General features: G+C 70.8%; 17 protein-coding genes. 7 read left to right on the top strand and 10 right to left on the bottom strand.

What is annotated here, in order from left to right; all coding sequences use genetic code 11:
* The first annotated feature begins 61 nt into the window (after positions 1-61).
* Positions 62-478 (top strand): GNAT family N-acetyltransferase, encoded by a 417-nt coding sequence (locus AC0699_RS34645; protein ID WP_478668458.1) that lies wholly within the window; start codon positions 62-64, stop codon positions 476-478.
* A 129-nt stretch (positions 479-607) separates the two neighbouring features.
* Here AC0699_RS34645 and AC0699_RS34640 read toward each other — a convergent pair whose 3' ends face one another.
* A complete protein-coding gene (locus AC0699_RS34640) occupies positions 608-1,153 on the bottom strand; it encodes a DoxX family protein (RefSeq protein WP_478668455.1) in 546 nt (181 codons plus the stop codon).
* A 393-nt stretch (positions 1,154-1,546) separates the two neighbouring features.
* On the opposite strand from AC0699_RS34640, the gene AC0699_RS34635 reads away from it, so the two are divergent.
* Positions 1,547-2,869 carry a phytase gene (locus tag AC0699_RS34635; RefSeq protein ID WP_478668452.1) on the top strand — a complete coding sequence of 441 codons (1,323 nt, stop codon included), beginning with the start codon at positions 1,547-1,549 and terminating at the stop codon, positions 2,867-2,869.
* 120 nt (positions 2,870-2,989) lie between these two features.
* Here the strand turns inward: AC0699_RS34635 and AC0699_RS34630 are convergent, their stop codons facing one another.
* The 4 genes from AC0699_RS34630 to AC0699_RS34615 form a co-directional block, all read right to left on the bottom strand.
* The gene (locus AC0699_RS34630) at positions 2,990-4,120 is read right to left on the bottom strand and encodes a transporter substrate-binding domain-containing protein (protein WP_478668449.1); all 1,131 of its coding nucleotides are present in this window, start codon (positions 4,118-4,120) and stop codon (positions 2,990-2,992) included.
* A 216-nt stretch (positions 4,121-4,336) separates the two neighbouring features.
* Positions 4,337-6,271 (bottom strand): potassium channel family protein, encoded by a 1,935-nt coding sequence (locus AC0699_RS34625; RefSeq protein ID WP_478668541.1) that lies wholly within the window; start codon positions 6,269-6,271, stop codon positions 4,337-4,339.
* A 279-nt stretch (positions 6,272-6,550) separates the two neighbouring features.
* Positions 6,551-7,291 carry a PP2C family protein-serine/threonine phosphatase gene (locus AC0699_RS34620; RefSeq protein WP_478668447.1) on the bottom strand — a complete coding sequence of 247 codons (741 nt, stop codon included), beginning with the start codon at positions 7,289-7,291 and terminating at the stop codon, positions 6,551-6,553.
* Between the two features lie 125 nt (positions 7,292-7,416).
* Entirely contained in the window at positions 7,417-8,061 is a 645-nt protein-coding gene (locus AC0699_RS34615) for a helix-turn-helix domain-containing protein (protein WP_478668445.1), read from the bottom strand.
* 231 nt (positions 8,062-8,292) lie between these two features.
* Between AC0699_RS34615 and AC0699_RS34610 the strand changes: the two genes are divergently transcribed.
* Positions 8,293-8,658 carry a hypothetical protein gene (locus tag AC0699_RS34610; protein WP_478668441.1) on the top strand — a complete coding sequence of 122 codons (366 nt, stop codon included), beginning with the start codon at positions 8,293-8,295 and terminating at the stop codon, positions 8,656-8,658.
* A gap of 185 nt (positions 8,659-8,843) precedes the next feature.
* Here AC0699_RS34610 and AC0699_RS34605 read toward each other — a convergent pair whose 3' ends face one another.
* From AC0699_RS34605 to AC0699_RS34595, 3 genes are read right to left on the bottom strand one after another with little or no spacing between them, the layout of a single operon-like run.
* A complete protein-coding gene (locus tag AC0699_RS34605; RefSeq protein WP_478668438.1) occupies positions 8,844-9,662 on the bottom strand; it encodes an ABC transporter permease in 819 nt (272 codons plus the stop codon).
* Complete coding sequence (locus AC0699_RS34600; RefSeq protein WP_478668434.1) at positions 9,659-10,615, bottom strand: ATP-binding cassette domain-containing protein; 957 nt, start codon at positions 10,613-10,615, stop codon at positions 9,659-9,661. The genes AC0699_RS34605 and AC0699_RS34600 overlap by 4 nt, the downstream gene beginning before the upstream one ends.
* Positions 10,616-10,647: 32 nt before the next feature.
* Positions 10,648-11,316 (bottom strand): DUF4097 family beta strand repeat-containing protein, encoded by a 669-nt coding sequence (locus tag AC0699_RS34595; protein ID WP_478668539.1) that lies wholly within the window; start codon positions 11,314-11,316, stop codon positions 10,648-10,650.
* A 246-nt stretch (positions 11,317-11,562) separates the two neighbouring features.
* Between AC0699_RS34595 and AC0699_RS34590 the strand changes: the two genes are divergently transcribed.
* On the top strand, positions 11,563-12,321 hold the full coding sequence (locus AC0699_RS34590) for a GbsR/MarR family transcriptional regulator (protein WP_478668431.1): 759 nt from the start codon (positions 11,563-11,565) through the stop codon (positions 12,319-12,321).
* 28 nt (positions 12,322-12,349) lie between these two features.
* Here AC0699_RS34590 and AC0699_RS34585 read toward each other — a convergent pair whose 3' ends face one another.
* Together AC0699_RS34585 and AC0699_RS34580 are read right to left on the bottom strand one after the other, a co-directional pair.
* Positions 12,350-12,565 carry a DUF397 domain-containing protein gene (locus AC0699_RS34585; RefSeq protein ID WP_478668427.1) on the bottom strand — a complete coding sequence of 72 codons (216 nt, stop codon included), beginning with the start codon at positions 12,563-12,565 and terminating at the stop codon, positions 12,350-12,352.
* The gene (locus AC0699_RS34580) at positions 12,562-13,395 is read right to left on the bottom strand and encodes a helix-turn-helix domain-containing protein (protein WP_478668424.1); all 834 of its coding nucleotides are present in this window, start codon (positions 13,393-13,395) and stop codon (positions 12,562-12,564) included. The genes AC0699_RS34585 and AC0699_RS34580 overlap by 4 nt, the downstream gene beginning before the upstream one ends.
* A gap of 578 nt (positions 13,396-13,973) precedes the next feature.
* Between AC0699_RS34580 and AC0699_RS34575 the strand changes: the two genes are divergently transcribed.
* From AC0699_RS34575 to AC0699_RS34565, 3 genes are all read left to right on the top strand, one after another.
* Positions 13,974-17,483 carry a phosphodiester glycosidase family protein gene (locus tag AC0699_RS34575; protein ID WP_478668420.1) on the top strand — a complete coding sequence of 1,170 codons (3,510 nt, stop codon included), beginning with the start codon at positions 13,974-13,976 and terminating at the stop codon, positions 17,481-17,483.
* A gap of 774 nt (positions 17,484-18,257) precedes the next feature.
* On the top strand, positions 18,258-19,733 hold the full coding sequence (locus AC0699_RS34570) for a DUF6777 domain-containing protein (RefSeq protein ID WP_478668417.1): 1,476 nt from the start codon (positions 18,258-18,260) through the stop codon (positions 19,731-19,733).
* Between the two features lie 223 nt (positions 19,734-19,956).
* Positions 19,957-21,642 carry an alpha/beta hydrolase gene (locus AC0699_RS34565; protein WP_478668414.1) on the top strand — a complete coding sequence of 562 codons (1,686 nt, stop codon included), beginning with the start codon at positions 19,957-19,959 and terminating at the stop codon, positions 21,640-21,642.
* Positions 21,643-21,819: the final 177 nt, after the last annotated feature.

Below are 21,819 nucleotides of genomic sequence, written 5' to 3'. Positions count from 1 at the left end.
AACACCATGCACACGGTTCTCTGTAGCGGTGTCGAATCTTCGCATCGAGCGGATCGAACGGGTGGACGACGATGCCAGGCTTCAGGACTGGCAGTACGTCCACAACCTGATCATCCCCACTCACTTCCTGTCCCTCGATGACGTGCGTGAGCGTTCCCAGCGCAACCAGCTGGACGTCGCGTATCTCGACGACGTGCTCGTGGGCTGCATGACGGTGCGTCCGCCCACCGACGGGACATCGACGGCAACAGTGATCGCCCGGGTGCTCCCTGACCACCGCGGGCAGGGGTTCGGTGGCGAGCTCTATGCGCATGGGCTGACACAGGCGCGAAAGCTCGGCGCCGACGTCATCGAGACGGTGGTCTGGGCATCCAACGTCGACGGGCTCCGGTTCGCGCAAGCGCACGGATTCATCGAGTTCGACAGGTACCTGCTGCCGGGCGACAGCGTGCCCTGGATCGACTTGAGGCTTGCCTGAGCCACTCGGTGGCTGTGCTCAGGCCGGTACGGGGCGGTCCAGGCAAAGCCGCGAGCGCCCGGGAGCCGGGGGAACCGCGCGTGCCTGAGGGCCGGTGAACCGCACGTGCCCGGCGCGTGCCGGGCCGTCCTACAACAGCAGGACGATGGCGGCAGAGACGCCGCCCACGACCAGTGCGAAGGCCGCCGGGCGCCACCCGCCGTCGCGCCAGGGGAAGCGCAGGTCGAGTGAGAGGCGGCCCGGGCCCAGGGCGGCGATGGAGAGTGCGACGGCGGCGAGCGTCATCGGGAACTCGAAGGCGGCGCCGACGGAGAACAGGCCGCTGTCGGAGGCGAGCGCCATGGCGTTGATCATGACGCCGATCACGGCGGCTGCGGCGAGCGGAGTGAGCAGTCCGACGGCCAGGCCCAGCCCGCCGAGGAACTCGGAGGCTCCCGCGAGGCCGGCGAAGACCGTGCCGGGCTCGTAGCCCAGCTCGGCGAACCCCTTCCCGGCAGCGTCCAGGCCCGGCCCTCCGAACCAGCCGAAGAGTTTCTGGGCGCCGTGGCCCGCCATGATCACTCCCACCGTCAGCCGCAGCAGGAGCAGGCCGGCATCGGCGGCGCTCACCTGCCCCGACAGGCGGCCCGCGCCGGGAGTGGTGGCACGGTGAGAACGCTCCGTGGACGGATTCATCGTGGAGTCACCTCCTGCGCCGACGCCGCGGCCGGGCCGCCGGTGCGGGCGGCCCGAGGCGCCGGGGCGGTCAGGTGGAGCACTGGTGGAACAGTTGTTGTCGAGGCTGATGCGCCGCGCCCTCACCGGGCCGCGAAGTGCACGCCATCAACGGACGGTGCACGCCAGCCGTTACCGCCCTCTGCCCGGAGTGGGGAGCGGGCTCAGGGCCGACCCCTCACCATTGATACTGCCCCTCCCCGGCAGGGCACGTCCAGGCAGCACATGCCACCACCGAAGAGGCCGAGTTCATGACGTGCACATGAAGGCACCGCGTGCCGGACGCCGGGCCGTCACCTCCTGCTTCCACGCTCACCGGGTAGTCGTCATGATCCCGACACCGAGGAGTGCATCGTGAGCAGGCCCAGCCCCGCCCGGCCGACCACCGTCGTCCTGGGTACGGTCCTCGCCGCGCTCGCCGCGGCGGTACCCGCCGCGGCCGAATCCGCCGAGGCGCGCACACCTGCCCCCGCTCCACTGCCCGCCGTCACCGCCCGCGCGGAGGCACCCACGCTGTACGACGACGAGGCAGGCGGCAATGCCAACGCCGACGACCCCGCGATCTGGCGCAACGCCGCGGACCCGGGCCGCAGCCTGGTGATCGCGACGGCGAAGGAGGGCGGACTGCGCGTCTACGACCTCGACGCGCGGCAGGTCCAGTCGATCCCGGCGCCTCCCGCAGCCGGGCCGGACGACGCGCCCGGCCGGTTCAACAACGTGGATCTGGTCCAGGGCCTGCGGCTTTCGTCAGGGCGGGCCGACCTCGCCGTGACCACCGACCGTGGCCACGACCGGCTGCGGTTCTACCGCATCGACCGCGGGCGGCCCGGCGGCCCGCTCACCGACATCACCGACCCCGCCGCCCCGCCGGTCTTCTCCACCGGCCAGGACGAGATCAACAAGCAGAAGACGGCCTATGGTCTGGCCACCTGGACCGACCCTGCGAGCGGGCGCTCGTACGCCCTGGTCAGCCGGCGCAACCGCACCGCCGTCGCCCTGCTGGAAATCCGCGCCGGCGCCGACGGCACCGTCACGTACCGCAAGATCCGTACGCTGGACCTGCCGTCCTCGTTCCGGCTGCCGAACGGCACCTCCTGGACGCCGTGCGCCGAGCCCGGCGAGCTGCCCCAGGTCGAGGGCATGGTCGTCGACCCGGCCAACGGCATGCTCTACGCAGGCCAGGAGGACGTCGGTGTGTGGCGTATGCGGGCCGATCTCACCGGCACTCCGAAGCTGGTCGACAAGGTCCGCGAGTACGGCGTCCCGGGTGTGTACGACGAGCAGACCGAGGAATGCGTCGCGGGCGACGACCCGGGCTACGGCGGCTCGCGTCTCGCGGCCGACGTCGAGGGACTGACCCTGCTGACCGAGCCCGACGGCGACGGGTACGTCCTGGCCTCCAGCCAGGGCGACAACACCTTCGCCCTGTACGACCGTGAGCTGGAGGACCGCAACGAGTACGAGGGCGGCTTCCGCGTCACCGCCGCCTCGCCGGCCCTGGACGGCTCCGAGGAGTGCGACGGCGCGGCCGTACTCAACGCGCCCCTCGGCACGAAGTACCCGCGCGGTCTGCTCGTCGTCCAGGACGGCCACGACACCCCGGGCGACGGCGAACGCGAGGCCACCGGTTTCAAGTTCGTGGACCTCGGTGACGTCATGGACCGCATCGACGACTGAGCACTCAACGGGACGAGACCTCTCCCCGTCCCCGTGCGACTCCGCCCGCCCTCCGCGAGGGGAGCCGCGCACGACGGCGACGCCCTGGCAGGTGCTGTACGCAGCGCCTGCCAGGGCACGTCAGTCGCTCCTGAGCCACTGCCTCTTCAGGCGGTCCAGTGTGCCGCTCTCCTGCATCTCCAGCAGCGCCCGGTTGATGGCATCGCGGTGGGGGCTGTCGCGCGGCAGGGCGAACCCGTACCACTGATGGTCGAAGACGGGGCCGACCAGCTCGAAGAGGCCTCCGGACCGGCCCACCTCGTACCTCAGGATCGGGGCGTCGTGCACGACCGCGTCGAAGCGTCCGGCTTCGAGCGCGGCCGTGACGTCGTCGAAGGTTTCGAAGTGGGCCGCCTTGATCCCGCGCCGTGCCAGCCCGTCGGCGGCGGTGCTGTGGGCGACCGTCGCCACCCGCCGCCCCCGCAGATCGTTCACCGACCGGATGCCTTCCTCCATCCGTTCCACCGTAAGGCTGGCCGTGAGCACCGCGGTGAGCTGCGCGACGAAGAGCAGGCTGGCCACCACCGCACAGATGACGCAGAGCCGCCCCCACACGGAGCGGGGGGTGTGCGAGGCGAAGTCGAGGGTGGCCATGTTGGTGAAGATCTCGTGCGTGGAGCGGATGACGCCCGGCAGGTACCCCTTCTCCGGGAGGGTCCCGCGGACGCGCCCGACGACCCACATCACATTCGCGGCGACGAACAGGAGCAGGAGTCCCAGGAACAGCAGGCCGAGCACACTGGAGCGGAAGAAGGCGGTGACGATGTCGTCGAACCCGCCGCTTCGGTTCCGCTTCGGGACCATCACCTGCAGCCCGGCCCAGATGTCCGGGTGCGAGAAATCCAGCGTGTCCTCGCGCGCGCTGGTGGCCGTGATCGCGCTGATGGCAACGTCGGCGGACCCGTTGCGCACGGAGTTCAGCAGGGGCTGAATGCTCTTCACTTCCTTGACGGTGAAGAAATAGCCCGCCTTCCGGGCCACCTCGTTCCACACGTCCACGTCGTACCCGGCCCAGGTGTCCCCCTCCCGGAATGCGAACGGCGGCGCGTCCCTCAGCACCACCCGCAGGTTCGCCGGTGCGGTGTCCGGTCCGGGGGCGGGCGCGGCGTACGCGGGTGCAAGGGCGTACGCGGGTGCAAGGAGGAGGGGCGGCAGCAACACGGCCGCGAGGAGCGCGGCGACGAGGCCGCGGGGACGCGATGACGTGGACACTTCGGGACATTAGTCAGGGCGTCCGCCCGAAGAAGGTGATCGACATTCGGCCCTTCGGCTGATTCTCGGGCCCGTGTCGGGCGGGAGGTATCGGGACACGGTCACGATGTGGTGATTCACGTGACGGCTACCGGTGAGCCGGCGGCGCAGATGCCGCCGGATCTCTCACTGAAGCTGCCGCTCGGGCCGAGCGGCAGCTCCAGCGCCATGCGAGGGTCAGCCGGTCCGTGGGCCCGGGCCGGGTCCGGTGCGCCGCCCGAGGAGTTCGGCCAGCCCGCGCCGCGTAGCCGCGAGGACGACACGGTCCTCCGGGCGCAGGACATAACCGGGGTGGAGGTCCCACAGCAGCCCGGCGCCCGCCCCGTCGCCGTCGACCGGGCGGGCCGCGCCGAGATCCGCCCGGCGACCGGCGGGGTCGGTCGTGTCCAGGGCGATCACCCGCCATGCGCCGGGCCGGAACGCCTCGGCGACGGTACGGCCCTCGAACTGCGGATGCCCCGCGACGTCGAGGGCGGCGAACAGCAGCACCTTGCGCTCGACCGGGATGGCGCCGAGGATCTGACGGCCCATCATCGCCCCGGCGAACGCGGGCGCGGCGAGCGTGGAGACGCTGCGGCTGCGGGTGACCGCGTCGGGGTGGGCGGCCCGCAGGGTGCGGTAGACGGCGGTCGCGAAGTCGTCGTCGTACAGCCGCAGGGCGACCTGCAGATCCGGCTTGACGGTGCGGGCGTACAGCGCCGCTTCCAGGTTCGTGGTGTCGGCACTGGTCAGGGCCAGCAGCGCGTGTGCCCGGTGGATCTTGGCGGCTTCCAGCACGCCCTCCTGGGTGACATCGCCCAGGACCACCGGGACACGGTGCCTGCGCGCGAGCGGAATGCCACGTGCCTCCGGGTCCTCCTCCACGCACACGACCGGGATGTCGAGCTCGCGGAGCCGGGCCAGCACGCGGGTGCCGACCTTGCCGAGGCCGAGCAGCACGACATGGCCGGACAGGCCGCGCGGCGGGCGGCGCAGCGCCCCTGCCGTGCGGAACGCGCCGAGGGCCTCCAGCGAGGCGGCCACGAGGAACGGCAGCAGCGCGAGGCCCACCAGTCCGGAGAGGAGCTGGTGCACCTGGCGGGCGGTGGGCTCGCCCACGGCAGGGTCGCCGATCCCGAACAGATCGAGGAGCGTGACGTAGACGGCGTGCAGCGGATGGTCGCCGGTGGTGAGCCAGGAGGTGACGGCCAGCGCGACCACGGCCGCGGCGACACCGGCGAGTGCCCAGCGCAGCCGCCGCGAGAAGATCTCCCCGAGCGGGGCGCCGCGACCGGCCAGACGGCGGGGCGGCACCTGGGGTCCGGCGTACGAGACGGTTTCCAGGACCATGGCCACCCGGCCGGGCGAGGCGGCGACCGTGGTGTCGTCGGGCAGCAGCAGGGGTCCTAGCGGGACGTTGCCGCTGTCCGGACTTCCCGTGGCTGCAAGGCCGTTGGCATTGGGCGACAACAGGGCGAGCGTGAACGGGCCGGGGCCCGGGGCCTCGCCGGACCCGGACGGTGTGCGCTCCGCGGCGCGCAGCAGCAGCCCGCCGGCCTGGACGACCTTGCTCGTACCGGCCACCGCGGTGGCCGCCAGCGCGGGCGCCGCCGTGTCCGCGTCGGACAGCACGGTGGTGGAGCCGTCCAGCCCGGCGCGGTCGAGACCGGGCATCGCGACCACCGCGGCCTGGTCGAGCAGCTCCTCCAGGCGCTGGCCCAGCTTGCGGTTGTAGAGCCGGATCACCAGCCGCAGTTGAGGGTTGAGCCGGCGGGCGGCCAGGGCGGCCCTGATGTTCGTCTCGTCGTCGTCGTACACGAGGGCGAGCGCCGCGGCCCGCTCCGCGCCTGCCTGCCGCAGCGCCTCCTCCGTCGGCTCGGCGGCCTCCATCTCCTGGACCGGGAGCAGGAATTCGCCGCTGGAGCCGACGTCGTCAGCGCCGCCCGGCCGGTTCATCGCGGCGGACACCCGCCCGAAGAGCGCCGAGGCGCGCATACGGCTCGACGCCGAGGCCGGCTGCCGGCTCGCGGAGGCGCGGGAGGGCGGGACGAGGAGCGTCACCCGCTCTCCGTAGACGTCGTGCAGTTCGGCGGCGAGGCGGGTGGCCAGCGCGTCGTCGCCGCAGACGATCATCTGCCCGGCGGGTACGGCGTGTTGGACCTGCTGAGGAAGTTGTGAGGACACAGCCCCAAGACTCTCCTGCCGGGGGGCCGGGGGCGTAGCTCCCGAGACGATTTGCCGGGCACGAACACGTACTTCACGGTCGCGCGAGCCGCCGAGCCGCCGAGCCGCCGAGCCCCCGAGCCGCCGAGCCCCCGAGCCGCCGAGCCCCCGGGCCGTCGGGCCGTCGTGTTGCCGAGCGACTGTGCCGCCGAGCCGCCGAGCCGTCGGGCCGTCGGGCCGTCGCGTGCCCTACTCGCCGATGCGTACCAGCGCGAGTGTGATGTTGTCGGGACCGCCCGCCTCGATGGCGGCCTTCCACAGCTCGTAGGCGGCCCTGCCGTCGTCGTGCACCCGCAGCACGCTGTGGACCACCTCGTCCGGCACCGGATCGGTCAGCCCGTCGGTGCACACCAGGTAGCGATCGCCCGCGGAGAGCTTTGCGGCCGCCACATGGGCCGTGATGGAGGTGTACGCGGGCCCGCCGCCCAGCGTCTGTGTGACGGCCGACGTGGTCCGCCGCCCCGGTGACGGCGGCGGGCTGTCGTCCACGCTCACCTGGCGCAGCCCGTCCGGAGCCGCGTCGTAGACCTTGCTGTCGCCGACGTTGAACGCCAGCAGCGAGTCCGCCAGGACGACGGTCCCCGCGACCGTGGTCCCCATGGTGACCAGCTCCGGATCGCCGTCAGCGGCCGAGTACACCATGTGGTTGCACATGCTCAGAGCGTCGCGCACCGCTTCCTCGTCGTCGAGTGACGGGCCGAGCGAGGCGAGCTGGCGGACGACCAGGGCACTTGCCACCTCACCGGCCGGCTGCCCGCCGAGCCCGTCGGCGACAGCGACGACGAGCGGTGTGCCGAGGGGAAACAGCAGCGTCTGCGGGTTCTCGGTCACGGTGCCGCACAGCGTCCACGGTCCGACGACGAGGCTGTCCTCGTTGTGATCACGAATCAGCCCGACATCGCTCAAGGCAGTCACAGCTATGTACGGCAACGGGTACCGCCTCTCCGCAGCGGACGGAGCTTCCCCCACCACTGTCCCTCACCGCACTCGCCTCCACCATCGCGACGCCACGGGAGCGCCGGGGCGCGAGGTGTGCGGGTGCGGCTGGGGGTGGCTCACCCGCCGGTGGGCCGGGCCCGTACGTGCATCCGCTCGCCCTGTGCGCCGAACAGGCTCAGGAACTCGACCGGCTGTTCCCCGGCGTTGGCGAAGCCGTGGGGGGTGCGCGTGTCGAATTCGGCGGCCTCCCCGGCGGTGAGGACGAGGTCGTGCTCGCCCAGGGCCAGCCGCAGCCGGCCGGACAGGACGTAGAGCCACTCGTAGCCCTCGTGCGTCTGCTGCTCGGGCCGCGCGCCCGGCGTCTTGGCCACGGGGAGGATCTGCTTGTACGCGTGCAGACCGCCCAGATACCGGGTCAGCGGTACGAAGGTCTGTCCATGCCGGGTGAAGGGGCGGGGGTGGATGCGCGGGTCCCCGGTGGGCGGCGCGCCCACCAGTTCGTCCAGTTGCACACCATGCGCCCTGGCCAGCGGCAGCAACAGCTCCAGCGTCGGTTTGCGCTGTCCGGACTCCAGGCGCGAGAGGGTGCTGAGCGAGATTCCGGTGGTCTCGCTCAGCTGGGCCAGGGTGGCTCCGCGCTCGCGCCGCAGCGCTCGCAGCCGGGGGCCCACGCCGGTCAGCACGCTGGGAATGTCCGGGCCCGGAGCGTCGGCCTCGGGGATGCGCGGAGCGTCCCGCTCAGGAGTGCCCTGGGTGTTCATGCCTGGAGTGTCGTCGGCTGCCATCCCACCATTTGCCAGTGCGGCAAGAAAGTTTGTCAAGCCGTTGCGGCCGGCACCGGCGAGCCTCACCGCCCTCGCCCGCACGAGCCGCCTCAGTCGGCCGTCAGAAATAACTCCATGCGGGCTTACCTGGGCAAACGCTTAAGATCGGCGGAAAGACCGGCCGATCGGGAGGGAACGCGAGCAGTGCTGGTGACGGGGAGGGGCATCGTGGCGGCAGTCGCGGGGGCGGCGCTCACGATGGTTCTGGTGGGGTGCGACGGAGGCGGCGGTTCCGGCCGCGGCGGCGCGAGCCAGGGCGAGAACGAGGCGGGGACCGAGCGGACCGACGCCCACGCGGTGTTGATGGCCGCGGCCAGGAAGACCGGGGCGCAGGCCTCGTACAAGACCGTCCAGACGGGGGCGTGCCGCTCGGACAGGTCCGAGATGCTCTTCCAGCGGAAGCCCGCCGCCACGGCCATCAAGTCATGGGGAGCGAAGACCGAAGCCACCCCGAGCGGCTTCAACCACATGATCTCCATGGGCGACATGATCTATGTGAAGTTTGCAGGATCTTCGCACGGCACCGGCCGGTAGTCGCCTTGTCTGCGGAATGCGCCATGCGCCATGCGCGCATCGCCGGGTGCCATGCGCGCATCGCCGGATGCCACCACGCGGATCATCCAGCGACACGAACGGGGCGGCGTACTCCGACGGGGTGTCGGTGTACGCCGCCCTCGGGTGGGACGGGTTGCGGGAGGTGGCCCGCGTTGTCATGGCTGTTACTTCGGGTCGTGATTGAACTTCGAGGTCGACCAGCGGTAGCCGAGCACCGCGAGGCCCAGGCACCAGGCGACGGCGAGCCATCCGTTGTTGCCGATCCCGGTGCCGAGCAGCAGGCCGCGCAGGGTCTCGATGGCGGGCGTGAACGGCTGGTATTCGGCGATCGGCTGGAACCAGCCCGGCATCGCGTCGATGGGGACGAAAGCGCTGGAGATGAGCGGGAGGAAGATCAGGGGCAGTGCGTTGTTGCTGGCGGCCTCGGCGTTCGGGCTGACCAGGCCCATGCCCACCGCGATCCAGGTGAGCGCCAGGGCGAACAGCGTGAGCAGTCCGAATGCGGCGAGCCACTCCAGGACGGTGGCGTCCGTGGACCGGAAGCCGATGGCCACGGCGACGGCGCCGACGAGGACCACGCTGGCGATGGACTGCAGCACGCTGCCGACGACGTGCCCGGTGAGCACGGAGCCGCGGTGGATGGCCATCGTGCGGAAGCGGGCGATGATGCCCTCGGTCATGTCGTTGGAGACGGAGACCGCCGTGCCGATCGTGGTGCTGCCGATGGTCATCAACAGCAGGCCCGGCACGAGGTAGGCGATGTATGCGGAGCGGTCCGCGCCCCCGCCGCCGATGCCCGCGCTCATGGTCTCGCCGAAGATGTAGACGAAGAGCAGCAACAGCATGATCGGGGTGAGCAGCAGGTTCAGGGTGAGGGACGGGTAGCGCCGGGCGTGCAGGAGGTTGCGGCGCAGCATCGTGGAGGAGTCGCGTACGGCGAGGGAGATCCGGGTCGGGCGGGCGGGAGCCAGGGGGGAGCTCATCGGGCAGTCTCCTTGGGCTGGTTGGGGACGCCGGCGCCGCCGGTCAGGGCGAAGAAGACGTCGTCGAGGTCGGGGGTGTGCACGGTCAGCTCGTCGGCCTCGATGCCGGCCGAGTCCAGCCAGTCGAGGACGGAGCGCAGCTCGCGCTGGCTGCCGTCGCTCGGGATCTGCAGCGCCAGTGCCTCGTCGTCCCGGGAGGCCTCGCGCAAGGCGGAGGCGGCGCTCTGGTACCCCGCCGGGTCGGAGAAACGGAGCCGGACGTGTCCGCCGGGGACGATCCGCTTCAGCTCCTCGGCGGTGCCCTGGGCGGCGATCTTGCCGTCGTTGAGCACGGCGATGCGTTCGGCGAGCTCGTCGGCCTCCTCCAGGTACTGGGTGGTGAGGAAGACGGTGACGCCGTCGGAGACGAGCTCTCGGATGATCTGCCACATGTTGTGCCGGGAGCGCGGGTCGAGGCCGGTGGTGGGCTCGTCGAGGAAGATGATCCGTGGGCTGCCGACCAGCGTCATGGCGATGTCGAGGCGGCGCTTCATGCCGCCGGAGTAGGTGGAGGCAGGCTTCCTCGAGGCCTCGGTGAGGTCGAAGCGCTCCAGCAGCTCGGCGGCGACCTGCCGTCCTTCGCGCTTGGAGAGGTGGTGCAGGTCCGCCATGAGGAGCATGTTCTCCTCGCCGGTGATCAGGCCGTCGACGGCGGAGAACTGCCCGGTGACGCCGATCGCGGCGCGCACGGCCTGCGGGTCGGTGGCCAGGTCGTGGCCGCCGACGTGCAGATCCCCGGCGTCGGCGGTGATGAGGGTGGAGAGGATCTTGACGGCGGTGGTCTTGCCGGCGCCGTTCGGGCCGAGCAGGGAGAAGATCGTTCCTTCCGGGACGGCCAGGTCGACGCCGTCCAGAACGGTCTTGTCGCCGTAGGACTTGCGCAGCCCGTTCGCCGCGATGGCCAAGTCGGTCATGAGGGGTGCTCCTTCTACGGGGCTGCGGGCGTTTACAGGCTGCGGGCGGTGATGTCGCCGTGGGCGGTGGTCGCGCGGATGTTCAGGCCGGCGGCGGCGCCTTCGGTGTTCTTCAGCGCGTTGTGAATCCGGCCGTAGCCGGTGCCGGCGTCCAGGGAGGCGGAGACTCCGGCCGCGGCGCCGACCGACACGTCGCCCATCTGGGTGGTCAGCACGAGCGTGCCGGAGGTGGCCTCGGCGATCTGGATGTCGCCCTGTTGGGTGCTGATCTCAGCAGGGCCGGTCAGGCGGCCGACCGTGACGTCACCGGAGTAGGCGGTGAGGCGGACGCTCGCGGCCTCGTCGATCTTGACCGCGCCGTACGTCTCGGCGGCGACGTCGCCGAGGCGTCCGACGGCCCGGAGTTCGGCGCAGGCCGCCTTCCCCTCGATGCGGGAACCGGCGGGCAGCTTGACGGTCACCTCGACGGACCCGGAGGGGCCGAGGTACTGGTTCCTCGCCGCCGGTGCATCGATCCGCAGGACGCCGTCGTCGTAGGCGACCGTGGTCTGCTCCGCCACCTTCACATCGCGGCCCTTGGCGGCGTTGGCGGGCCGGACCTCCACCGTGGTCTCAGCGCGGTCGGCGGCGATGAACTGGATGCGTCCCGCGGGGATGTCCAGGACGGCGGAGATCGCGGCGGGGGTGTCGAACTTCTGCATCATGCTTCTCCTTCTCCTGCAGCGTGCGCTCTTGCGGCCCGCTGCTTTCCGATGATGGAAAAGCTACGTTGCGTTCAGGGATCGAGCAACAAGGTCGTTGCGCAGGATTGCCATCCTTGCAGGTGGAGGTGGAGAAATCGTTGCAACGGTGCTGATTCTAATGCAACAAGCCTTACCCCTGTTCGTTGCAATGGATTGAGGGTGAACGCTATACTGGAGACGCCACGGACCACGAAGGAGGCCGCGATGCCGGGAGGCAGACTCACCCAGCAGGAACGCCAGCAGATCGCGCTGGGACTGGCCGACGGCCTCGCGTACGCGGAGATCGCCCGACGCCTCGGCCGCCCGACCTCGACGATCACGCGCGAGGTCATGCGCAACGGCGGCCCCATCGGCTACCGCGCCGACGTCGCCCACCGCGCAACCGAACACCGCGCCCACCGGCGCAGGCAGGCCGCACCCCGGGGCGGGCCGGTGGCGCCCCCGCAGGCCCACGGACGCGACGCCGAGGCGGTGCGCGAGTACGAGGAGACGCTCACCACCGTCTTCATGCAATCGGGCATGCCCAAGATGACGTCCCGGGTGCTGGTCTGCCTCACCCTCTCCGACAACGGCAGCCTCACCGCGTCCGAACTCGTCCAGCGCCTCCAGGTCAGCCCGGCGTCCATCTCCAAATCGATCGCGTTCCTCGAGAGCCAGGGCCTCGTCCGCCGGGAACGCGACGAACGCCGCCGCGAGCGCTACGTCGTCGACGACGACGTCTGGTACCAATCGATGATGGCCAGCGCCCGCGCCATCGCCCAGATCGTCGAGATCGCACGGCAGGGCGTCGGCATCCTCGGCTCCGACACCCCGGCCGCCGCCCGCCTGGAGAACATCGCCCGCTTCCTCGACTTCGTCTACGAGAGCACCGCCCGCGCCGCGGAGCAAGCCCGCGACATCCTCTACACGAAAGCCGAGACGACTTCGGGCGGCACTGCCGAGCCGAGTTCAGAGCGCGGATAGACGGCCGTCTTGAGGGTCACGGATGGTGTCACGTTCCCCTGATCGACCCGGTCTTTACCGCGTCCACAAACGTCGACCAACAGGAGTGGGGAAACAGAACCGCGATGCCGCCGGGGACCTTGCTGTCCCGGACGGGTACGACGCCGGGGAGGTTGTCAGACACTTCCACGCAGGCGCCGCCATCGCCGTTGCTGTACGACGATTTACGCCACGCAGCGGTAGTCAGATCAGGTGCGGCAGTCATTGGCTCGCGTAGTCCTTCGCCACCGATTCGATCAGGTTGAGGGATGTTTCCGGCGGCAATGAAGCAGCCCTGGTCAGATCGTAGGCCCTGGCGTACTGAGCAACTAGGGCTGGATCTTCGATCAGTTGCCCGGTGAAGGCGCTCTCGGTGTAGACGACCTGCGGAGCGTCGTCGAAGGTCATACTGATGGTTGTGCCATTCAGGAAGGCGGCGGCTCCGGCCTCAAAGGGAAGGAGCTGCACCAACAGGCGCCGGTTCGTCCGAATCGCCGCAGCGAGGCTTGCGAGCTGCTCCGCCATGACTGCGCAATCGCCAACCTTTACCCGAAGCGCGGACTCGTGCAGGACGACCCACACCAGTGGTGCCATCCGGCCGTCGAGAATGGCCTGCCGTTCCAGGCGTGCCCTGACGAACCCTTCCACCACGTCCTGTGGTTCGAACCGCTGGGCCGCGCTGACCAGGGCCCGCGCATACGCCTCCGTCTGCAACAACCCCGGCACCAGCATCGGCGCGTACTCGCCGATCGTCCGCGCCTGCTGCTCCAGCTCCGCCGCGTCCGCGAAGTACTCCGCGTGCCTGGACTTGCGCGCAAGGTGGCACAGGCGTTGGAAGTGCTCTCCGGAGTCGAAGATCTCGTCCAGTAGCCGGGACACCTCTGGCTGAGGCAGGCGTTTCGCCGACTCGAACTGGCCGATGTACGTACCCGAGCAGAAGACTCGCTCGCCGAGCTGTTCCTGCGAGTAGCCGGCCCCCTCGCGTTCGCGGCGCAGCTCGGAGCCATAGAAGGTCCTCGGCGAGGCGTATGGGTCGAGCTGGTTCTGGGCGGGCATCGGTTACGTCCCCCTCGAAGTGTCCGCGGAGCTTCTGCGTAGCGCGCGTACACCGCAAGGTCCACATGCGAACAATCGCCCGCAGCACGGTAGTTGGCGCACAGCTTCTCCTGTTGAACGTAGCGTCAGGAGGTCATGCTGTGAGCGAGAGCGGAATCAACCACACTTGTGGGTGGCTTGCAGGGCACGTTCCTGGAGGGCTCAACCGCCTTCACGCGGCGTCCCCGAGTACCCTTCCGGGCTGCGCGGCGGCGTTCGTGCTCGGCGTCGAGGTTGTTCAGTTCCTCGCGTGCCGCCGTCCGCTCGCTCTAATCGGAGCACGCAGCGGGCGGCTGGTAGAGACCAGATGTTCTCCCCGACGTCGCCAACGCCCTCTGGTAGGGCCTCACGTGCGCCGCGATGCTGAATCGCTGTCGAGTGCGCAGCAGGCGCACATACGGGCCGCCTTCACCGGAGTCGCCGTGGTTTCCTCAGGATTCGCAAGGTTCGCAGGAGTCACAGGGTTCGCAAGGTTCGCAGGGGTCAGAGGGGTCACAAGGTTCGCAGGGTCGATCAGACGTCCTCGATTCATCAGACCTGTGCTTGTCGCGACGGTGTCCTCGGCCCTGGTGCTGGGCGCCGTCGGGCCCGCCGCCGAAGCCGCACCGCCGCCGCCCGAGCCCGTCGCGCGGTCCGCGGCCGAGATGCTGCGGGCGGTTTCGCCGCCCGCAGCGAGTGGCCCGGACGGCGACGGACCCGGCGCCGGCTTCGACACCCTCTCCATCGCGGACGGCGACGGGCTCGAGACGGCCCGGACCGGCCGCCCCATCGCCCCCGGCGTCGAGTTGACCTCGTACGACCGGCTGGAGTCCGACAAGTGGCTGCGCGTCGACTCGCTCTCCGTCGATCTCACCGCCGGCACCAAGGTCGACTACCTCTACCCCGGCAAGGTCGCCGCCAGGAAGACCGTCTCCCAGCTCGCCGCCGAGCACGATCCCGGGCCGGGGCGACGTACCGTGGCCGCGATCAACGGGGACTTCTTCGACATCAACCAGACCGGAGCCCCCAGCGGCGTCGCCATCGACGACGGCCAGGTCGTCAACTCACCCGCCAGTGGCCACAACCGGGCCATCGGCTTCGGTCCGGCCGACGCCGGGCGCATCCTCGAGCTCTACTTCGACGGCACACTCACCCTCCCCGCAGGCGCCCGCCCGCTCGCCTCGCTCAACGCCGCCAACGTCCCGGCGAACGGCGTCGGCGCCTACAACGCCCAGTGGGGCGAGGCGGACCGGGCCCTGACCGTAGACGGGGCGCAGCGCACCGCCGAAGTGGCGGTCGTGGACGGGAAGGTGGCCACCGCGGCAGCCGCACCCGGCAGGGGACCGGTCCCGGCCGGTACGACCGTGCTGGTCGGCCGTGACGCAGGAGCCGACGCGCTCGCCGGGCTGGCCGTCGGCGACCCGGTCGCCATGGAGTACCGCCCGCGCGCGGGCACGGGAGAGGTGCCGCAGACAGCCATCGGCGCCAACGAACTCCTCGTCGTCGACGGCAAGCCGGTCAACCACGACGGCGGCGGCAACAACACCGCGGCCCCGCGCACCGCCGTCGGCTTCTCGCAGGACGGCAGCAAGATGCACATTCTCAGCGTGGACGGCCGCCAGGCGGACAGCGGTGGCACCACGCTCACCGAACTCGCCCTGATGATGGAGCGCGCCGGCGCGTACAACGCCATCAACCTCGACGGCGGCGGCTCCTCGACGCTCGTCGCCCGCGAACCGGGCAGCGACACGACACAGGTGGAGAACAGCCCGTCCGACGGCACCGAGCGGACCGTCCCCAACGGCCTCGCCCTCACCGCCCCCGACGGCAGCGGAAAGCTCAGGGGCTACTGGGTCGAGACGGCCATGGACCCCGGCTCCGCGCCCACCGCCGACCCGGTGCGGGGCGGCCACCCCGAGCGCGTCTTCCCGGGACTCACCCGCCGCCTCACCGCGGCCGGGTACGACGAGACGTACGGCCCGGCGGCGGGGGCGCCGCGCTGGTACGCGGAGAATCCCCTGGTCGGGCGCATAGGCCCCGACGGTGTGTTCACCGCCAGGCACAGCGGCGGCACCAAGGTGACCGCGCGGCGCGGAAGTGCCCGCGGCAGCGTCCGGTTGACCGTCCTCGACGACCTGGACCGGATCCGGTCCTCGGCCCGGCGGGTCGGTCTCGCCGACGCGCAGGCGTCAGGGCGCTTCGGCATCGTCGGACTCGACGCACACGGCACCAGCGCGCCGATCGAGCCGTCCGACGTGACGCTCGACTACGACCACGCCCTCTTCGACATCACGCCGAACGCCGAGGGCGGCTTCACCGTCAAGGCACGTACCGCGCAGGCCGCGGCCGGTCAGGTCAAGGTGACCGTGGCGGGCAGGAGCACGGTGCTCGCCGTCACCGTCGGTCTGGCCGAGCAGCAGGTGGCGTCCTTCGACGACGCCGGCCGCTGGACGTTCAGCGCCGCCCGCGCCTCCGGTTCGGTCGCGCCGACGGCCGACGGGCACACCGGAACCGGCCTGGAGATCAGCTATGACTTCACCCAGTCCACCGCCACCCGCGCCGCGTACGCCAACCCGCCGGGCCAGCTGATACCCGTCGACGGCCAGCCGCAGTCGTTCGGGATGTGGATCAAAGGCGACGGCAAGGGCGCCTGGCCGACCCTGCACCTGAAGGACTCGGCGGGGTCCGACCAGCTGCTGCGCGGGCCTTACGTGACCTGGACCGGCTGGAAGTACGTCGAATTCGCCGTCCCCGCCGGGGTCTCGTACCCGCTGACCGGCTACCGCTTCTACATCGCCGAGACCGGCGCGACCCGCTCGTACACCGGGAAGATCGTCATCGACGACCTCACGGCGAAGGTCCCGCCGGCCGTCGGGCTGCCGGACGAGCCGGTCCACCGGGACCCGCTCGTCGACCCGGCCGCCCGGGTCGAGGGCCGGGACTGGCAGTTCGCGGTGATGTCGGACGCGCAGTTCGTGGCCCGCAGCCCCGGCAGCCCGATCGTCGCCCAGGCCCGGCGCACCCTCCGCGAGATCAAGGCCGCCGAGCCGGACTTCCTGGTCATCAACGGCGACCTGGTCGACGAGGGCTCGCCCGAGGACCTCGCCTTCGCCCGCACCGTCCTGGAGGAGGAGCTGGGCGACGACCTGCCCTGGTACTACGTACCGGGCAACCACGAGGTCATGGGCGGAAAGATCGACAACTTCGTGGCCGAATTCGGGCCCGCGCAGCGGACGTTCGACCACGAGGGCACCCGCTTCATCACGCTCGACACCTCCAGCCTCGGGCTGCGGGGCGGCGGCTTCGCGCAGATCAAGGAGCTGCGCCGGCAACTGGACCGGGCCGCCGCCGACCCGAGGATCGGGTCGGTGATGGTCATCCAGCACGTACCGCCGCGCGACCCCACGCCGCAGAAGGGCAGCCAGCTCGGCGACCGCAAGGAGGCGGCGATGCTGGAGGGCTGGCTCGCCGGCTTCCGCCGTACGACGGGGAAGGGCGCGGGATTCATCGGCAGCCACGTCGGCACGTTCCACGCCGAGCACGTGGACGGCGTCCCATACCTGATCAACGGCAATTCGGGGAAGAACCCGTCCACTCCGGCGGGCCAGGGCGGCTTCACCGGATGGTCACTGGTCGGCGTCGACCAGGTGTCCGAGGCCCAGCAGGCCGCCGCGCGACGGCAGCCGTGGAACGGCGGCCCCGACTGGGTGTCCGTCCAGACCAGGGCGCACGTCGACGGCCTGATGCTCACCGCCCCGGAGACGCTGCCCGCCGGGAAGGACGCCGACGTCGAGGGGACGGTGATCCAGGGCGGGGGCGCCGGTGCGCGTGCGGTGCCGGTCGGCTTCCCGATGAGCGCCGACTGGAGCGGCTCGCCGAACGTGTACGTCGGCGACCCGGACCGGGCCAGGCCATGGCACGTCGCGGTGTACGACCCGGCGACGGGGCGGCTCACCGGGCTCCGGTCCGGTACGGGCACGCTCGCGGTGACCGTCAACGGGGCGACGGCCGCGGCCCGCATCACCGTGGCCGCCCGTCAGGGCCACGGCCAGGTGGCCCCGGCGGCGTAACTGCGCCCGCAGCCGGGTGGCCCAGGCGGCCGTAGCCGCCCCCGCCAAGCGCCGGCGCACGAGAGGCCGGACAATCCGGCCTCCGAGAGGTCCGGACAACAGAGACAAAGGCCCGGGTCCATGACCTGGGCCTTTGTCGTGGGCAGTCGATCGTTAATTGCGAGCACTGTCATCTGTCAAGTCCCGAAAAGAAGCGGCATGACGCGATCCGGGGTCCGGGACTTACTGGAGACGTGAGTCCACTCAGAGCACGTGGACCCACCACAACATCGGTATCAGCCCTGGCAGTGCGATTTCCGGGACATGTGCCCCGCTGCCGAACCCTTGCCGAACGGCTCGTGAAATGACGGGGGCCGTCCGGCCTCTTCGTCATTTCTCGCGAGAGGAGAATGCCATGATTCACGCTTCCCGGACGTGGAGTCCCCTTATTGATACGAGTCCCCTCATTGATACGAGACCCGTAATGGAGATGAGGAGGGCGAATGAGAACGAACGCTGCTCTCCCCATGCCCTGGATGTGGGGAGGGCGTCATGAGTTCCATACCTCCTCCGTCCGAGCGCCCCGAGGGCCCTCCGTCCGGTCCGCTGTCCGGGCGGCCATCAGGTGAGCAGGTTTCGGCGACGCCGACGCCACCACCAGGTGCTCCGCCACCAACAGGCCCTCCGTCCGGTCCTCCGTCCGGTCCGCCGGGAGGGATCGGCGGACCGGGTGGGCCGGGTGGGCCGGGCCGGCGTCGTGGAGGGCCGTCGCCCTGGTGGCGTACGCGCAGCACGGTGGCGACTGCCGGTACTGCGGCGTTCGTGGCGATGGCGTTGATCCTCGGCACCACCCTCATGGGCGGGAGCAGCAGCGCCGGAGAGATCCTCCTTGAGACCGCCTCGGCGCCCGGCACCGATCCGTTCACCCCGTCGACGGCCAAGGACACCAAGAGTCCAGATCCCCCGTACACAAGCCCTAGTGCGTCGCCGGCCTCTGCTACGCCGACGTCCGACGCGAACGGTACGGGCCTTCTCCAGGTCAACGGTTCGCACCCGGGGCTGTACGGAGGCACACAGAACGTCGCGACCTGCGACGTCGAGAAGCAGATCGCCTTCCTCACGCAGAACAAGGACAAGGGGAGGGCCTTCGCCGGCGCCCTGGGTATCCGGCAAGCCGACATTCCCTCCTACCTGCGGTCGCTGACGCCCGCTCGGCTGGGCTGGGACACCCGGGTCACCAACCACGGGTACAAGAACGACGCGGCCACCAGCTTTCAGTCGATTCTGCAGGCCGGCACGGCCGTCCTGGTCAACGATCGCGGCGTACCGCGCGTGCGCTGCGCCTGCGGCAACCCCCTGACCCCGCCCGTCCCTGTCCAGGGCCAGCAGAAGTACACGGGCCAGCAGTGGTCGTCGTTCCAGCCTTCCACCCTCGTCGCGGTCGAACCCGCCGACCAGCCGATGAAGACCGTCAGGATGTTCGACGAGGACAGCAAGGCGTGGTTCGAGCGTCCGAGCGGAGACGTGCAGGGCAGGAACGACCAGCCGGTCCCTGCCCCGAAGGGGCAAGACCCCGGACCGTCGGTCCCCACCCTGCCCACGCCCGTCCCCGACCAAGACGAGGAGCCGCCGGACAAGGACGAGGAGGTGAAGCCGCCGGAGAAGGATGAGGAGGTGAAGCCCCGGGACAAGGACGAGGAGGTGAAGCCGCCGGAGAAGGACGAGGAGGTGAAGCCGCCGGAGAAGGACGAGGAGGTGAAGCCCCGGGACAAGGACGAGGAGGTGAAGCCCCCGGACAAGGACGAGGAGGTGAAGCCCCCGGACAAGGACGAGGAGGTGAAGCCCCCGGACAAAGACCATGAGGTGAAGCCCCCGGACAAGGACCATGAGCAGGGCGAGGACAAGCAGTCGGATGAGTCGGAGTCCCCTGCTGCGCCGGAGCCCCCGGTCGAGCCGGCGCCCCCGGCCCCGGAGCCCCCGCCGGCCCCGGAGCCTCCTGTCGAGCCGGATCCGCCGGCCCCGGAGCCTCCTGTTGAGCCGGAACCTCCAGTTGAGCCGGCGCCCCCGGTCGAGCCGGATCCGCCGGCCCCGGAGCCTCCTGTTGAGCCGGAGCCTCCTGTCGAGCCGGCGCCCCCGGTCGAGCCGGATCCGCCGGCCCCGGAGCCCCCGGTTGAGCCGGAACCCCCGGCCGAGCCGGAAGCCCCCGTCGATCCGGGGTACCCGGAACAGCCGCAGGACTACGGCACTGACGCCGTCTCGCTCCTGATCTGATCCGGCCACAGCGCCTCGGCCTTCCACATCGGTGGAGGGCCGAGGCGCTGCCCGCGCGCCCAAGAAACACCCCGGGCGCCCCTGACCTGGGGTGATCTCGAGATACAGAGATCAAGAACCATGTCAAGTCACGCTTTTTCGGGAGTTAACCGAAGGGTCTTCGTCGCCTTCACTCGAAGTGCGGGCCGGTATTCACGGCCACCTCGGAGACTGGAGAACGACCATGACCACTCAAGCGCCGGACCCTCACCACGGAAGCGAGCCTCCCGTGCGCCCCGCCCGTACCGCGTCCGTCCTGCGCCGGACGGCCAAGCTCGGGCGGGCACTGCGTCAGGCCCTGACCGGGACGGCCGCGCTGATCGGACGTGTCGCCGACTTCCTGGCTCCGGGAGTGGGCCGCCGGCGTTGGGGTCCCGCGTGGCCCGCCGCGCTGGTCGGTCTGGTCGCCAGTGCGGGACTGCTGAGCGTGCTGTTCATGCACACACCGTCGCTCGTCTACCAGGGCGTCGCGAAGATCATCGACACCTCCCCACCGGCGGGGCTGCGTCCCTTCTACACCCAGAAGATCAACTGGCACTCCTGCGGTACCGGTGTCCAGTGCGGTCAGCTGGAGGTGCCCCTGGACTACGCCGACCCGGGTGGACCCACGATCGAGCTGGCCCTTGCCCGCAGGCAGGCGACCGATCCGGGCGAGCGGCTCGGCTCTCTGGTGTACAACCCGGGCGGCCCGGGCGGATCCGGTATCGACATCGTGCAGTCTGATCCGGACATGTTCTCCACCGCACAGCTGCGCTCCCAGTACGACTTCGTCAGTTTCGACCCGCGCGGTGTCGGGCAGAGCGCGCCGATACGCTGCGCACCCATGCCGTCGGCCGACCCCGTTACGGTCGACGCCACACCGGACAACCCGGCCGAGGTCACCAAGTACGTCGATGCCAACAAGGAGTTCGCCGCCTCCTGCGAGGCCAACTCCGGGGCGCGGCTGGCCCATGTCTCCACCGAGGAGAGCGCTCGGGACATGGATGTGCTCCGCGCCGCTCTCGGGGACGAAAAGCTGCACTACATGGGCGTGTCCTACGGCACCTACCTGGGCACCCTCTACGCCGAGCTGTTCCCCGACCAGGTCGGCCGGCTGGTTCTCGACGCGGCCGTCGACCCGCGGGTCGACGCGCTGGACGCGACGCGCGAGCAGGCCGCCGGATTCGAGCTGGCCCTGGACGCTTTCCTGTCCGACTGTGCCACCAGGGCGGACTGCCCGCTGGGCACCGACCTGCCCGGGGCCCGGCAGCGTCTGGACGAGCTGCTGACGAGCCTGGATCGCAAGCCGCTGCCGGCGGCCGAGGCGGGCACCCTCGATAAGGACACCGCCCTTTCGGCCATCCTGGGGGCGCTTTACTCCAAGGACGCCTGGCCCCAGCTGCGGGCGGCCCTGGAGAAGGCGCTGGCCGGCGACGGGGCGGACCTGGGGCTGATGGCTCTCTCCGGCGCCGGCATCGGCCAGGAGGCGTTCGCGGCGATCGACTGCCTGGACCATCCCCCGGCCGTGACCTCGGCCGAGCAGGTCCAGGCCGAGATTCCCTCCTTCCGGCAGGCGTCCCCCGTGTTCGGGGAGTGGCTCGCCTGGAGCGCGCTGAGCTGCGCGGACTGGCCGGCCAAGCCGGTCGGCACCCCGCACGCGGTCAATGCTCCGGGAACGCCGCCGATCCTGGTGGTGGGCACCACCCGGGACCCGGCCACGCCCTACCCGTGGGCCCAGGGGCTGGCCGAGCAGCTGGACTCCGGGGTGCTGCTGACCCGCGACGGTGACGGCCACAGCGGGTACGTCATGGGCAGTCCGTGCGTCGACGACGCAGTCGACACCTACCTGATCGAGGGCCGAGCTCCGGCGGACGGAACCCGGTGCGCCTGATCTGTTCGATCACGGTGCGCTGACCTGAGGGCAACGACTGAGTGTGCGTGGAACCCGGGGGGGGGGGGGGGGGGGGGGGGGGGGGGGGGGGGGGGGGGGGGGGGGGGGGGGGGGGGGGGGGGGGGGGGTTTCTCTTCGTTTGGGGGGGGGGGTGGGGCGGGGTGTTGATCAGCGTGG

It is taken from the genome of Streptomyces sp. NPDC043870, from assembly GCF_056435785.1.
The sequence above is the reverse complement of the archived record's forward strand: the minus strand, read 5'-3'. Positions and strand labels throughout refer to the sequence as shown.

Excerpts from the sequence above, each read along its gene's own strand:
- AC0699_RS34640 (WP_478668455.1), bottom strand. The coding sequence starts at position 1,153 with ATGAATCCGTCCACGGAGCGTTCTCACCGTGCCACCACTCCCGGCGCG.
- AC0699_RS34585 (WP_478668427.1), bottom strand. The coding sequence starts at position 12,565 with ATGACTGCCGCACCTGATCTGACTACCGCTGCGTGGCGTAAATCGTCG.
- AC0699_RS34565 (WP_478668414.1), top strand. The coding sequence starts at position 19,957 with ATGACCACTCAAGCGCCGGACCCTCACCACGGAAGCGAGCCTCCCGTG.
- AC0699_RS34625 (WP_478668541.1), bottom strand. The coding sequence starts at position 6,271 with ATGATCGTCTGCGGCGACGACGCGCTGGCCACCCGCCTCGCCGCCGAA.
- AC0699_RS34605 (WP_478668438.1), bottom strand. The coding sequence starts at position 9,662 with ATGAGCTCCCCCCTGGCTCCCGCCCGCCCGACCCGGATCTCCCTCGCC.
- AC0699_RS34600 (WP_478668434.1), bottom strand. The coding sequence starts at position 10,615 with ATGACCGACTTGGCCATCGCGGCGAACGGGCTGCGCAAGTCCTACGGC.
- AC0699_RS34580 (WP_478668424.1), bottom strand. The coding sequence starts at position 13,395 with ATGCCCGCCCAGAACCAGCTCGACCCATACGCCTCGCCGAGGACCTTC.
- AC0699_RS34590 (WP_478668431.1), top strand. The coding sequence starts at position 11,563 with ATGCCGGGAGGCAGACTCACCCAGCAGGAACGCCAGCAGATCGCGCTG.
- AC0699_RS34615 (WP_478668445.1), bottom strand. The coding sequence starts at position 8,061 with ATGAACACCCAGGGCACTCCTGAGCGGGACGCTCCGCGCATCCCCGAG.
- AC0699_RS34595 (WP_478668539.1), bottom strand. The coding sequence starts at position 11,316 with ATGCAGAAGTTCGACACCCCCGCCGCGATCTCCGCCGTCCTGGACATC.